This is a genomic window from Agromyces sp. NPDC058064 (assembly GCF_042885275.1).
Classification (GTDB): domain Bacteria; phylum Actinomycetota; class Actinomycetes; order Actinomycetales; family Microbacteriaceae; genus Agromyces.
Window position 1 is genome coordinate 66017 of record NZ_JBHVSE010000003.1, and the last position, 12687, is coordinate 78703.

Here is a 12687-nt window from a genome sequence, read left to right on the forward strand (position 1 = left end):
TCCTTTCGCGTTCTGCCTGTTCGGCGCCTGCGTGATGCAAACGCCCACTCGACCGACCTCAGGCACTCCGTTTGTGCATGTTCCGCCTCAGCGTGAGGCGGAACTGGCACAGCGGGATTGGGAACCTGCCGCCGATGCCCGAGTCACGGGTGGCGAGTCCCTGAGTGAATATCGCTCGTCCGGACGTCGCGAGCGGCACGCCGCCTGACCAGCACGAAGTCGGCCCCCGTCATCGCGCATGAGACGGGGGCCGACGGTCTGCGAGACGAGGGTCTCGATGCGCTCCTTCGTCGCTACTCGACCACCGGAGCCGACGAGGCCGACGAGGCCGACGAGGCCGACGAGGCCGACGAGGCCGACGAGGCCGACGCCACCACCGCGATCGCCTCGATCTCGAAGCGGTACTCGGGCGAGGCGAAGCCCGCGACCTGCACGAGCGTCGAGACCGGGAAGTCGTGCGTGAAGTACCGCGCGCGGATCTCGCGCACGTCGTCGCGCATGAGCGCGAACGAGTCGCCGACGAACACGTTCACCTTCACGACGTCCGCAGGGGTCGCGCCCGAGGCGTCCAGCACCTTCGCGAGGTTGGCGAACGCGAGCTCGACCTGCTCGCGCGTGCTCGCCGGCATCGTGCCGTCGGGCCGCATGCCGATGATGCCGCTCACGAACACGAGGTCGCCGCCCGAGACGCGGATCGCCTGGCTGAAGTCGGCCGTCGGCGGGTAGACGCCCTCGGGCCGCACGACCTGCTTCAGCACGACGCCTCCCCGCTCACGACGCCCCCGCGATCTTGCGATCGTCGTACCAGGGCGCGAGTCGGCGGCGCAGCGTCGAGATGAGCAGCAGCGTGAGGTTCGCGATGATCACCATCACGATGACCATGGCGATCGCCTCGGCCATCTCGAACTGGTACGCCGCGTACTCGAGCAGGTGCCCGAGGCCGCCGGTGCCCCCGAGGAACTCGCCGAGCACCTCGCCCGTGAAGCCGAGCGCGGCGCCGCGCTGGATGCCCGAGAGGCTGTACGGCAGGGTCGCCGGGAAGATGACCTTCCACCCGAGCGCGAGGCCGTTCACCCCGTAGACCCGACCCGCGTTCACGAGCGAGGGGCTGACCGTGACGGCGCCCTCCATCGTGTTGAGGATGATCGGGAACACCGCGAGCAGGAAGACCAGCGCGATCTTCGACTCGCTGCCGAGCCCGAGGCCGAGGATGAACAGCGGGGCGAGCGCGACCTTCGGCGTCGAGTAGAGCAGCCAGAGGAACGGCGCGACGGTGAACCGCAGCACCGGCGACCAGCCGACCGCGAGGCCGACCACGACGCCCACCACGACGGCGAGCACGAGGCCGATCGCGACGTTGCTCAGGCTATAAGCGAACGCCGACCAGAACTCGGGGTCGACCATGAGCTGCGCGAATGACGCCGCGACCGCGGTGGGCGGCGGCAGGAACGCCTCGGGCACGAGGTGCAGCCAGCTGACCGCGGCCTCCCACACGAGCAGGATGGCGGCGATGACGCCGATGAGGAGCCAGGTCCACTTCGCCTCGTCGCGGCGCACGACGCGGCGTGGCCGCACGATGCGCATGGTTCCGGTCGCGCTGGTGACGCTCATCGCCGGCCCTTCCTCGTCCACGGGGCGACCCATCGTTCGACGAGGGTCACGAGCTGGGCCATGCCGACGCTCCACACCACGATGATCGCGATCGCGGCGAAGGCCTGGTCGGTCTGGTACGTGTTGACCGACTTGATGATGAGGGCGCCCATGCCGATCGCCGAGCCCGAGAGCTCTGCGACGACCATGCCGATCGTCGCGAGCACGACCGCCTGGCGGAGGCCCGCGAAGAGGAACGGCACGGTCGACGGCAGGTACACCGAGCGGTAGAGCTGCGTGCGGCTCGCCCCGTACACGCGCCCTGCGCGGATGATCGACGGGTTCGTCGTGCGCATGCCCGCCGCCACGTTGAGCAGGATCGGGAACAGCGCGCTGATCGCGACGAGGAAGACGACGGGCCCGATGCCGAAGCCGAACCACGCCTTCGCGAGCGGCTGGTAGGCGATCGAGGGGGTCGCGTAGATCGTCCACGCGATCGGGCCGACCACGCGGTCGACCGGCAGCGAGCTGCCCATGAGCAGTCCGACCGGGATCGCGATGACCGCCGCGATGACGAAGCCGATGAGCCACGCCTGCAGCGAGATGAGCAGGTTCGGCCAGAGCACGCCGCTCGAGACGAGCTCGACGAAGCCCTGCCAGATCGCGGTGGGCGGCGGCAGGAAGACGGGGTTGATCCACCCGAACACGCCGACGACGAGCTGCCAGACGACGAGCATGACGACGACCTCGACGGCGAGCACGCCGGCCTTGCCCGCGGGGCTGAGCCCGGCGAGCCACGCACCGACGCCGCCGCGGCCGAGGTTCGGCCCGCTCGCGAGGAAGGTGCTCATTTCGAGACCGCCGCCGCCGTCGCCTCGCCCTGGAGGGCCTCCCACAGGTGGTCGCGCAGCTCGAGGAATCGTGGGTCGTGCTGCACGCTGCGCTCGGAGCGCGGCCGCTCGAGTCCCGTCTCGATGACCTCCTTGATCGCACCCGGGTGGCTCTTGAAGACGACGATCCGGTCGCCGAGCAGGATCGCCTCCTCGATCGAGTGCGTGATGAAGAGCACCGTCTTGCCGGTCTTCTGGATGAGCTTGTCGATCTCGTCGCGCATCACCTCGCGGGTGAGGGCGTCGACGGCGCCGAGCGGTTCGTCCATGAGCAGGATGCGGGGCTCGGCGACGAACGCCCGGGCGAGCCCGACGCGCTGCTGCATGCCGCCCGACAGCTCGCGCGGGTAGGACGACTCGAAGCCGGCGAGGCCGACCATCTCGATCGCCTCCTGCACCCGGTCGCGCCAACCCTCCCCCTTCAGCCCCTTCTGCATCTCGAGGCCGAACTTCACGTTGTCGAAGACGGTGCGCCACGGCAGCAGCGCGTAGTCCTGGAACACGACCGCGCGGTCGGGCCCCGGCCCGGTCACGGGCGCGCCGTCGACGTGCACGGAGCCCGTCGTGGGCTTCACGAGCCCCGCGACGACGTTCATGAAGGTCGTCTTGCCGCACCCCGAAGGGCCGAGCACGGTGACGAACTCGCCCTCGTGCACGTCGAGGTCGACGCCCTCGATGGCGATGAGCCGCTTGCCGGTGCGGGCCACGTCGTAGCTCACCGAGAGATCGCGCACCGAGATCAGTGGGGCTGGCGGGGATGCCTCGGGGCTGCGTGGTTCGGTCGTCGGGGTCGTCATTCGCTCCTCCTCGTTGAGGTGTCGATCTGTTCGGTTCGGTGGTCGAGTAGCGAAGCGTATCGAGACCTCGTGACGGGTCTCGATACGCTCGCTTCGCTCGCTACTCGACCACCGGTGTTGGACCGGGTGGCGGCTACGCCGCGGCCTGGCCCTGGCGGAACTTCGGCAGCACCTCGGTGCCGAGCAGCTCGATCTGCTCGAAGAAGCGGTCGAACTTGAACCGGAAGTCGAACACGAGGTGCTCGACGCCGAGCGCCTCGAACTTCCGGATCTCCTCGACGGCCTGCTCGGGGTCGCCCACGATGAGCTGGCCCTCGAGGTCCTCGACGGTCTGGAAGCTGCCCGACTCGGGCTTCACCGTGAACCGCGCCTTGTTCGCCCAGGCGAGCAGGCCCGGGATGTTCACGTGCTTCAGCGCGTCTTCGCGGGTGTCCTCGATGGACGTCGGCGGGATCACGGCGACCGTCGGCATGGGGCGGCCCGAGGCATCCGTCATGTCGCGCATCGTGGCGATGCGCTTCTCCATCGTGCGCAGCGAGATGCGGCCGGGCATCCAGCCGTCGGCGTACTCGGCCGCGAGGCGGGCCGAGGCCGGCGTCGCGCCGCAGTACCAGAACGGGATCCGCCCGCCGACGGGCTTCGGCTCGATCGTGACGTTCTCGAACGAGAAGATGCCGTCGTCGTAGGTCACGTCGTTCTCGGTGAAGACGCGCTTCAGGATCTCGGCGTTCGAGCGCACCATCTCGACGCGGTTGAGGTCGCCCCAGCCGACGGCCTCGAACTCGTGGTCGAAGGTGCCGGCGCCGAAGCCGAGGATGAGGCGCGGGCCGACGAGCTGCGTGATCGTGCCGGCCATGAGCGCCGTCACGAGCGGGTGGCGGAACGGGATGAGCGAGCCCGTGCCGAGCTCGAGCTTCTCGGTGACCGCGCCGATCGCGGTGAGCGTCGTGAGCGCGTCGTAGAAGGTGCGGTTCGGCTTCTCCATCTCGCCGTGCGGCTCGAACACCAGGTGGTCGCGCACCCAGACCGAGTCGAAGCCCTTGTCCTCGGCGAGCTTCGAGCCCTCGAGCAGCTTCTCGCGGCTCGCCTCTTCACCGAAGTGGGGCAGCAGCAATCCGAACTTCATGTCAGTTTCCTTCCTGCGCGCCGCCGACGGCGAGCGCGACGCCTGCGGCCGCAGCCGCCGATTCATCGGCCCGAGCGGCCGCGAGCTTCCCGTCGCCGGGCTTGCCGACGACGACGCCGTCGGCGTAGACCTCCCGGCCGCGCACGAGGGTGCGCTCGATCCGGGCGGAGATGGTGCGGCCGTCGTACGGCGTCCAGCCGATCTTCGACAGCACGTCGTCGTTCGTGATGGTCCACTCGTGGGCCGGGTCGGCGATCACGATGTCGGCGTCGGCGCCGACCTCGAGCGAGCCCTTGACGCCCGCGAGCCCGAACTTCTCGGCGGGGATGCGGGCGACCATGTCGACCGCGCGCTCGAGGGTGAGCTGGCCGCGGTTCACGGCGTCGAGCATGAGCTCGTAGTAGTACTGGATGCCGGGCGTGCCGGTGTGGGCGCTCCACATCTCGGTCCAGCCGATCTCCTTCTCCTCGCGCGTGTGCGGCGCGTGGTCGGAGCTCGCGATGTCGATGGTGCCGTCGCGCATGCCCTCCCAGACGGCGGCGCGGTTGTCGTCGGGCACCCAGTAGCTGAGCGCGTACGGCCCGAGGGTCTCGACGTCGTTCCAGGTGGAGAGGAACGGCGCCCAGTGGTTCACCTCGCAGGTCACGTCGACGCCGGCGGCCTTCGCGCGGCGCACCGCGTCGATCGAGCGGCGCGTCTGGATGTGCGCGATGTGCACGGGGCATCCGGATGCCTCGGCGAGGCGCAGCACGACGTCGATCGCCGTGTCCCAGATGACGCCCTCGCGGGCCGCGTACGCCGAGGCGTAGCCCTGCGGCGTGTTCTCGCCGCGGGCGAGCACCTCGCCCTCGATGTAGTCCATGAGCGCCTGGTCGTGCGGGTGCACGATGAAGCGCTTGCCGGTGGTGGCGATGCGGTCCATGATCTGCAGCAGGTGGCCGTGGTCGTGGATGCCGGTGCCGGCCGGGTGCGGGTAGGTGCGGCCCGTGTCGACGACCATGTAGATCTTGTAGGCGCAGATGCCCATCTCGGCCATCGGCACGATGTCGTCGAACTTCGTCGGGGCCGGGTTGTGGTTCCAGTCGACGATCGAGCTCGCGGTGTAGCGGTCGAACACGTCGCGGAGCGTCGTCACGTCGACCGTCGGCGGGTTGAGGTTCGGCATGCCGAACATCGTCGTCACGCCGCCGGCCGCGGCCTGCTGCGAGGTGGTGAGGATGTCGTCCTTGTGCTCGTAGCCGGGCTCGCGGGTGTGCACGTGCACGTCGACCATGCCGGGCAGCACGAGGCGGCCGGATGCGTCGAGCTCGCGTGCCGCCGCGACCTCGACGCCGGGTGCGACGAGGCCGGCGATGCGCCCGTCGTCGCCGACGAGCAGGTCGGCGGCGACCGGGCCGCTCGGGGTGACGACGATGCCGCCGGAGATTCTGAGGTCGATGCTCATCGCACGGCCTCCAGACGCGTTGCTTCCATGGGTGCCTCCAGGCGCTCAGAGGTCTCGCCCTGACCGGGCGAGCGGGTGGTGCGGACCTCGACGTCGCTCGGCCGCACGTAGCGGTCGAGCCAGTCGACGATCAGCGGGGTGGTCTCGGTCCAGTAGCGGTCGTACGCCGCGTAGTGGGTGGTGTGCCGCTGCATGACGAGCTGCTTCGGCCCGCGCGCGGCGGCGTAGAGCTGCTCGGCGTGGTCGGTGGGGGTCGTCGCGTCGCCCTCGACGCCGATCACGAGGAGCGGGGTCTCGAGCCGGGCGGCGGCGTCGATCGGCCGGTAGGCGAGGATCTCCTCGGCGCACGAGAGCGGGATGGCGCTCGGGATCTTGTCGTCGACGTCGGCCTTGATGTTCGTGGCACGGCGCTCGGGCGTCGGCACCATGATCTCCTCGCGGGGGTGCACGAGGCGGCCGGCACCGGTGGTGACGCGAAGCCGCCGGTCCTCCTCGAGGCCGGCGAGGAAGGCGAGCCACTCGTGCTCCTGGCGCATGCGGTGCAGCCAGTCGGTGCCGTCGGCGACGGGCACCTGGCTCACGGCGGCCTTCACGCGCGGGTCGGCGTCGGCGAGCAGCACGGCGTTGCCGCCGCCGGTGCCGCCGGTGCCGAAGACGCCGATCGCGTCGGCGACGACGTCGTCGCGGGTGGTCAGGTAGGTGACGGCGTTCACGAGGTCCTGCAGCTGCCGGTTCGGCGAGAGGATGCCGCGGTCGCCGCCCGAGTCGCCGAAGCCGCGGTAGTCGAAGACGAGCACGGCGAAGCCGGCTGCCGTCAGCGCCTCGTGGTAGCGCACGTAGAGCTTGGCGTCCTTCAGGCCCAGCCAGCCGGGGCCCTGCACGATGGCGCGGTACGGGCCGGGGGTGTCGGGCGTGCGCCAGATGGCGGCGATGCGATCGCCCTCGCTGTGGAACTCGACCTCGGTGTGCTTCATTCTTCGGGTCCTCCCGGATCTCGACGCTGCGTTGCGCGCGGGCCCGGGACGGCGGGCGAACCATCGCCCCGACCCGGTTCGAATCACTCGATCCGGGCCCGCGAGGCCATCATCACTCATTTTGGATCCAGAATCCAGTATTGATTCGAAACTCGTCGCGGCGTTATGCTGGCGACGACCACCGGGCTCGATTTGCCCGGTCGTGGTGGCCCGGGATTGGGCCGCGAGTCGCCGACTTCGTCGGAGTTGCACCCTGCACCCATCCCCGGAGGAACTCTGCCCATGCGCACCCACGCCACCCGTCCCCTGCTCGCCGTCGCCGCCCTCGGCGCGACCGCCGCCGTCGCCCTGCTCGCCGGCTGCGCGAGCCCCGCGGGCGCCGACCCCGCCGCCGATTCCGCCGCGAACGGCGCCGGCGCCGAGGCATCCGCCTACCCGCTCACGATCGACAACTGCGGCACCGAGGTGACCTTCGACGCCGCCCCCGAGCGCGTCGTCACCGTCAAGTCGTCGACCCTCGAGCTCATGCTCGCGCTCGGCCTGGAAGACAAGGTCGTCGGCACCGCGTTCGCCGACGGCCCCGTGCCCGAAGAGTACGCCGACGCCGCGGCCGGCCTCGAGGTGCTGAGCGACAAGGTGCCCTCGCAGGAGGCGACGCTCGCCGTCGAGCCCGACCTGATCTACGCCGGCTGGGAGTCGAACCTCTCGGCCGAGGGCGCCGGCGAGCGCGACTCCCTCGCCGCGCTCGGCGTCGCGAGCTACGTCGCACCCGCCGCCTGCAAGGGCGAGGGCTACATGCCCGACCCGCTGACCTTCGACGAGGTGTTCCGCGAGTTCGACGAGGCGGGCGCCGTCTTCGGCGTGCCCGAGCGCTCGGCCGAGCTCGTCGCGTCGCAGCGCGAGGCGCTCGAGGCGATCTCGCCGTCGGACGCCGGGTACACCGCGCTCTGGTACTCCTCGGGCGACGACCAGCCGTTCGTCGGCGCCGGCATCGGCGCACCGCAGATGATCATGGATGCCGCAGGGCTCGACAACGTCGCCGCCGACGTGCATGACACGTGGACGGCGATGTCCTGGGAGGCCGTCGTCGAGGCGGACCCCGACGTGATCGTGCTCGTCGACGCCCCGTGGAACACCGCCGAGGCGAAGATCGCCGCCCTCTCGTCGAACCCCGCCACCGCGGCCCTGCCCGCCGTGCAGGGCGAGCGCTACGTGATCGTCGACTTCCCCTCGACCGAGGCGGGCGTGCGCAACGTCGACGCCGTCGCCTCGATCGTCGAGCAGCTGGCCGCGCTGGAGGGCTGATGTCCGCCGAGAACCCGCTGCTCGAGGAGCGCCCGACGCAGGCGGACGCGTCTCGAGACCGTGCTCCCGCCGCTCCTCGCCCAGCGGGTTCGGCGCGCGCGCTCCTCTGGGGCATCGGCCTCACCGCGGTGCTCGCGGCCTCGATCGTCATCGCGGTCACCATCGGCCCCGCGGCGCTCTCCCCCGCCGACGTGCTCGCGAGCGTCGCCGCGCACCTCGGCTTCGGGGAGCCGACGCTCTCGCCGCTCCGCGACGGCATCGTGTGGCAGTTGCGGATGCCCCGCGTGCTCACCGCAGCCGCAGTCGGCGCGGGCCTCGCACTCTGCGGCGCGGTGCTGCAGGCCGTCACCCGCAACCCGCTCGCCGACCCGTACCTGCTCGGCCTCTCCTCCGGCGCCTCGGTCGGTGCGGTCGTCGTGCTGGTGCTCGGCTGGGCGCTCGTGCTGCCGCTCGCGGCCTTCACCGGCGCGATCGTCGCGCTGCTCGCCACGCTCGGACTCGCGCTCGGCGCGAGCCGGGCGGGCGGCGCCGCCGGCACGACCGGCGCCCGCCTCTCGCCGACGGCGACCGTGCTCGCGGGCATCGCCGTGTCGAGCGTGTTCGGCGCGATCACGAGCCTCGTCATCTTCTGGAGCGCGACGAACGACAGCTACCGCGAGATCCTCAACTGGCTGCTCGGGTCGCTGTCGGGCACCGACTGGCTGTCGGTCGCGATCGCGGGCGGGGCGCTCCTCATCGTCGGGATGCCACTGCTCGCGAGCGCCCGCACCCTCGACGCCTTCGCGGTCGGCGAGTCGGGCGCAGCGGCGCTCGGGGTGAACGTCGCCCGCAGCCGCGTGCTGCTGCTCGGCGGCACCGCGCTGCTCACCGGCGCGCTCGTCGCGGTGAGCGGCTCGATCGGTTTCGTCGGGCTCGTGCTGCCGCACGCCGTGCGGCTCATCACCGGCCCGGGCCACCGCGCGCTGCTGCCGCTGTCGGCGCTCGCGGGCGCGATCTTCCTCGTGTGGGCCGACACGGGCGCCCGCACGCTGTTCGACCCGCGCGAGCTGCCCGTCGGCATCCTCACCGCCCTCATCGGCGGCCCGGTGTTCGCCTGGCTGCTGCTGCGCAGAAGGAGCCTCGCATGAGCCTCGACCTCTCCCGGGTGCGGTTCGACCGCGCCGGTCGCACGATCATCGACGGCGTCGACGCGACCCTGCCGGGCGGTGGCCTGACCGCACTCGTGGGCCCGAACGGGGCGGGCAAGTCGACCCTGCTCCACCTGGTCGCCGCGATCGAGCGCGCCGATGCGGGCGAGCTCGACCTCGACGGGCGGTCGATCGCCCGGATGCGTCGGCGCGAGCGCGCCCGCCTGGTCGCCCTCGCCGAGCAGCAGGCCGAGGTCGACCCGCAGCTCGGCGTGCTCGCCGCGGTGCTCATCGGGCGGACCCCGCACCTCGGGGCCTTCGCGGCCGCCGGCGAGCACGACCGTGCCGTCGCCGAGCACTCGCTCGCCGCGGTCGGCGCACTCGAGTTCGCACCGCGCCCGATCGGGTCGCTCTCGGGCGGCGAGCGCCAGCGCGTCACGCTCGCCCGCGCGCTCGCGCAGGAGCCCGAGCTGCTGCTCGTCGACGAGCCCACGAACCACCTCGACCTCGCCGCCCAGCTCACGGCGCTCGAGCTGCTCGCTGGCCTCGCCCGCGACGGGCTCACGGTCGTCGCCGCACTGCACGACCTCTCGCACGCGGCGGCGTACGCCGACCACGTGATCGTGCTCGCCGCCGGGCGCGTGGTCGCTGCGGGCGATCCCCGCGAGGTGCTCACCGCGTCGCTCGTCGAGCACATCTACGGGGTGCGCGCCGAGGTCGTCGAGCACCCGCTCACGGGCCGCCCCCTGATCGCAGTGGCGGCGCCGGGCACCGCGTCGCGCACGTCGGCGCAGGCCGCGGGGGTCTCGACCCGCATCTGACCTCGCCGGTACTTCGGCGATCGCCACGAATTCGGATCGAATCGCCGCCTCCCGCCCGAAGTCGTGGTGATCTCCGAAGACGTGGCGGCACGCCGGCACCGTGCCGGGCGTAGCCTCGAGGCATGAGTCCGATCCAGGCCGGGCCGCAGCCGACGACCGAGTGGGTGGCCGAGGAGTTCCTGCACAACGCCCGCCGCGGGCGGCGTCTCGTGGCCGTCGAGGGGGCCGATCCCGTGGCATCCGCCCGCTTCGCCGACGAGCTCGCGGCGGCGATCGCCGCGCGCGGCTCGAGCGTCGTGCGTCGCAGCCTCGGCGCGGTCGACGAGTCGCGGCTGCGCACCGGGCTGATCGACCCGTTCCGCGCTGGCGCGCTCGCGGGCGCCGAGGGCGACGACGTCGTGCTCGTCGCCGACGGCGAGCACCTGCTCGACGACGCGGTGCGCGGCGTGTGGCACTTCTCGGTATGGACGCTCGCTGGCGACGAACTGCCCCACTCCGGGGCATCCGTCATCGTCGACGTCACCGACCCCGAGGCGCCGACCCGCTTCTACTACGACTTCTGCGCGATCCCGTCGAGCGTGAACCGGCCCGGCCTGCACTGAGCGCGGCGCAAGGGGTTGCCGCGCACCCCACCCGGGTCTACGGTGAGCACCGAACGGGCAGGTGTCACCACTTCGGGGGGTCTCCATGGTCAACGTCGAGCGGGGCCGCGTCAGCGCGGGCCGCAGCATCATCGCCATCGTCGCTGCCGTCTCGCTCGCGGCGTTCGCGGCGCCGACGGCCGCATCGGCCGGCAGCACGACTGCGGCGGGCACCGCCGTCACCGGGCGTCCGGCGCCACCGGCGCCGTCGACCTCGACCGGCTTCGGCGGCGCGGTCTCCTCGGTGGATGCCTCGGCCAGCGCCGTCGGCCTCGAGGTGCTGCGCGACGGGGGCAACGCCGTCGACGCCGCCGTCGCGACCGCCGCCGCGCTCGGCGTGACCGAGCCGTACAGCGCCGGCATCGGGGGCGGCGGGTACCTCGTGTACTTCGACGCCGCGACCGGCGAGGTGACCACGATCGACGGCCGCGAGACCGCGCCCGCCGCGATGCCGAGCGACGCGTTCATCGACCCGGCGACAGGCGCGCCCTACGCCTTCGCCGACGCCGTGTCGTCGGGCCTCTCGGTCGGCACACCCGGCACGCTCGCGACGTGGGAGGCCGCGCTCGACGAGTTCGGCACGACGTCGCTGCGCGACGCACTCCAGCCGGCGATCCTGCTCGCGACCAGGGGCTTCGTCGTCGACCAGACGTTCCGCGACCAGACGCTCGCCAACCAGGCGCGATTCGCGGCGTTCCCCGACACGGCCGAGCTCTTCCTCCCTGGCGGCGACGCCCCGAAGGTCGGAAAGGTCTTCAAGAACCTCGACCTCGCGCGCACCATGCGGCAGATCGCACTCGGCGGCACCGAGGTGTTCTACGAGGGCCCGCTCGCCGACGAGATCGCGTCGATCGCGCAGGACCCGGTCACTACGCCGGGCGCGACGCTGCCGGCCTACGCGGGTCACCTGACCGCCGACGACCTCGCCGACTACGAGGTGCTGGAGCAGGATCCGACGCACCTCGAGTACCGCGGGCTCGACGTCTACGGCATGGCGCCCTCGTCGTCGGGCGGAACCACCGTGGGCGAGTCGCTCAACATCCTCGAGAACTTCGACCTCGCCGGCGACGACCCGGCGCAGGCGCTGCACCTCTACCTCGAGGCCACCGCCCACGCCTTCGCCGACCGCAACGCCTACGTCGGCGACCCCGCCTTCGTCGACGTGCCGACCGAGACGCTGCTCAGTCAGGAGTTCGCCGACGCGCGGGCCTGCGTGATCGATCCGGATGCCGCGTCGGTGAAGCCCGTTCCTCCCGCACCGCTCTCGGCTTCCGGGTGCGAAGCGGCCGCGGCCGCCGAGCACGCCGACACCGAGAACATCTCGACGACGCACCTCTCGGTCGTCGACCGGTGGGGCAACGCCGTGGCCTACACGCTCACGATCGAGCAGACCGGCGGCTCGGGCATGACGGTGCCGGGGCGCGGGTTCCTGCTCAACAACGAGCTCACCGACTTCAGCTTCGTGCCGAACCCGGCCGATCCGAACATCGTCGAGCCGGGCAAGCGCCCCCGCTCCTCGATGTCGCCCACGATCGTGCTCGACGACGGCGAGGTGCGATTCGTCGTCGGCTCGCCCGGCGGCTCGATGATCATCACGACGGTGACGCAGGTGCTCGTCAACCGCATCGACCTCGGCATGACCCTGCCCGAGGCGGTCGCCGCACCGCGGGCCTCGCAGCGCAACACCGCGGCGGTCGCAGCCGAGCCGGCGTTCCGCTCGGCGTACGAGACGGCGCTCGCCGCGTACGGGCACACGTTCTCGACCTCGGCCGAGATCGGCGCCGTCGCCGCGATCGAGGTCGACGACGACGGGCTCATGACCGCGGTCGCCGAGCCGGTTCGCCGCGGCGGCGGAACGGGGCTGGTGGTCGAGCCGGCCGGCTGACCCGACGACGGAGCCCGGGCCGCCGAGACGGCCCACGAGCGTCGATCAGACCGTCGAGCGCCCCGACGAATGCCGAGTCGCAGGACG

Annotated in this window: 12 protein-coding genes; 5 read left to right on the forward strand and 7 right to left on the reverse strand. The window is 71.8% G+C overall.

Annotated elements, in window-relative coordinates:
• Window positions 1-293: 293 nt before the first annotated feature.
• The 7 genes from ACFVSL_RS11985 to ACFVSL_RS12015 all read right to left on the reverse strand — a co-directional run bounded on the left by ACFVSL_RS11985 (window position 294) and on the right by ACFVSL_RS12015 (window position 6821).
• Complete coding sequence (locus tag ACFVSL_RS11985; protein ID WP_386941204.1) at window positions 294-758, reverse strand: RidA family protein; 465 nt, start codon at window positions 756-758, stop codon at window positions 294-296.
• 13 nt (window positions 759-771) lie between these two features.
• Complete coding sequence (locus tag ACFVSL_RS11990; protein ID WP_386941205.1) at window positions 772-1611, reverse strand: ABC transporter permease; 840 nt, start codon at window positions 1609-1611, stop codon at window positions 772-774.
• Window positions 1608-2441 carry an ABC transporter permease gene (locus ACFVSL_RS11995; protein WP_386941206.1) on the reverse strand — a complete coding sequence of 278 codons (834 nt, stop codon included), beginning with the start codon at window positions 2439-2441 and terminating at the stop codon, window positions 1608-1610. The genes ACFVSL_RS11990 and ACFVSL_RS11995 overlap by 4 nt, the downstream gene beginning before the upstream one ends.
• On the reverse strand, window positions 2438-3277 hold the full coding sequence (locus ACFVSL_RS12000; protein WP_386941207.1) for an ABC transporter ATP-binding protein: 840 nt from the start codon (window positions 3275-3277) through the stop codon (window positions 2438-2440). Before ACFVSL_RS12000 ends, ACFVSL_RS11995 begins: the two co-directional genes overlap by 4 nt.
• Window positions 3278-3410: 133 nt before the next feature.
• Window positions 3411-4403, reverse strand: coding sequence for an LLM class flavin-dependent oxidoreductase (locus tag ACFVSL_RS12005; protein WP_386941208.1), 993 nt, complete (start codon window positions 4401-4403; stop codon window positions 3411-3413).
• A 1-nt stretch (window position 4404) separates the two neighbouring features.
• Entirely contained in the window at window positions 4405-5847 is a 1443-nt protein-coding gene (locus ACFVSL_RS12010) for a dihydroorotase family protein (RefSeq protein ID WP_386941209.1), read from the reverse strand.
• Entirely contained in the window at window positions 5844-6821 is a 978-nt protein-coding gene (locus tag ACFVSL_RS12015) for an alpha/beta hydrolase (protein WP_386941210.1), read from the reverse strand. Before ACFVSL_RS12015 ends, ACFVSL_RS12010 begins: the two co-directional genes overlap by 4 nt.
• 282 nt (window positions 6822-7103) lie before the next feature.
• On the opposite strand from ACFVSL_RS12015, the gene ACFVSL_RS12020 reads away from it, so the two are divergent.
• The 5 genes from ACFVSL_RS12020 (at window position 7104) to ggt (ending at window position 12600) form a co-directional block, all read left to right on the forward strand.
• Window positions 7104-8126, forward strand: a complete 1023-nt coding sequence (locus ACFVSL_RS12020) for a putative F420-0 ABC transporter substrate-binding protein (protein WP_386941211.1) — start codon at window positions 7104-7106, stop codon at window positions 8124-8126.
• Window positions 8126-9253, forward strand: a complete 1128-nt coding sequence (locus ACFVSL_RS12025) for a putative F420-0 ABC transporter permease subunit (protein ID WP_386941212.1) — start codon at window positions 8126-8128, stop codon at window positions 9251-9253. Before ACFVSL_RS12020 ends, ACFVSL_RS12025 begins: the two co-directional genes overlap by 1 nt.
• A complete protein-coding gene (locus tag ACFVSL_RS12030) occupies window positions 9250-10074 on the forward strand; it encodes an ABC transporter ATP-binding protein (protein ID WP_386941213.1) in 825 nt (274 codons plus the stop codon). The genes ACFVSL_RS12025 and ACFVSL_RS12030 overlap by 4 nt, the downstream gene beginning before the upstream one ends.
• Before the next feature lie 122 nt (window positions 10075-10196).
• Window positions 10197-10676: a hypothetical protein gene (locus tag ACFVSL_RS12035; protein WP_386941214.1), complete on the forward strand. Its 480-nt coding sequence runs from the start codon at window positions 10197-10199 to the stop codon at window positions 10674-10676.
• An 85-nt stretch (window positions 10677-10761) separates the two neighbouring features.
• Window positions 10762-12600, forward strand: coding sequence for a gamma-glutamyltransferase (gene ggt, locus ACFVSL_RS12040; protein ID WP_386941215.1), 1839 nt, complete (start codon window positions 10762-10764; stop codon window positions 12598-12600).
• Window positions 12601-12687 lie beyond the last annotated feature (87 nt).

What these genes read in the sequence shown, in the direction of transcription:
- ACFVSL_RS11990 (WP_386941205.1), bottom strand. Translation starts at nt 1,611, where the DNA reads ATGAGCGTCACCAGCGCGACCGGAACCATGCGCATCGTGCGGCCACGC.
- ACFVSL_RS11995 (WP_386941206.1), bottom strand. Translation starts at nt 2,441, where the DNA reads ATGAGCACCTTCCTCGCGAGCGGGCCGAACCTCGGCCGCGGCGGCGTC.
- ACFVSL_RS12000 (WP_386941207.1), bottom strand. Translation starts at nt 3,277, where the DNA reads ATGACGACCCCGACGACCGAACCACGCAGCCCCGAGGCATCCCCGCCA.
- ACFVSL_RS12005 (WP_386941208.1), bottom strand. Translation starts at nt 4,403, where the DNA reads ATGAAGTTCGGATTGCTGCTGCCCCACTTCGGTGAAGAGGCGAGCCGC.
- ACFVSL_RS12010 (WP_386941209.1), bottom strand. Translation starts at nt 5,847, where the DNA reads ATGAGCATCGACCTCAGAATCTCCGGCGGCATCGTCGTCACCCCGAGC.
- ACFVSL_RS12015 (WP_386941210.1), bottom strand. Translation starts at nt 6,821, where the DNA reads ATGAAGCACACCGAGGTCGAGTTCCACAGCGAGGGCGATCGCATCGCC.
- ACFVSL_RS12020 (WP_386941211.1), top strand. Translation starts at nt 7,104, where the DNA reads ATGCGCACCCACGCCACCCGTCCCCTGCTCGCCGTCGCCGCCCTCGGC.
- ACFVSL_RS12025 (WP_386941212.1), top strand. Translation starts at nt 8,126, where the DNA reads ATGTCCGCCGAGAACCCGCTGCTCGAGGAGCGCCCGACGCAGGCGGAC.
- ACFVSL_RS12030 (WP_386941213.1), top strand. Translation starts at nt 9,250, where the DNA reads ATGAGCCTCGACCTCTCCCGGGTGCGGTTCGACCGCGCCGGTCGCACG.
- ACFVSL_RS12035 (WP_386941214.1), top strand. Translation starts at nt 10,197, where the DNA reads ATGAGTCCGATCCAGGCCGGGCCGCAGCCGACGACCGAGTGGGTGGCC.
- ggt (WP_386941215.1), top strand. Translation starts at nt 10,762, where the DNA reads ATGGTCAACGTCGAGCGGGGCCGCGTCAGCGCGGGCCGCAGCATCATC.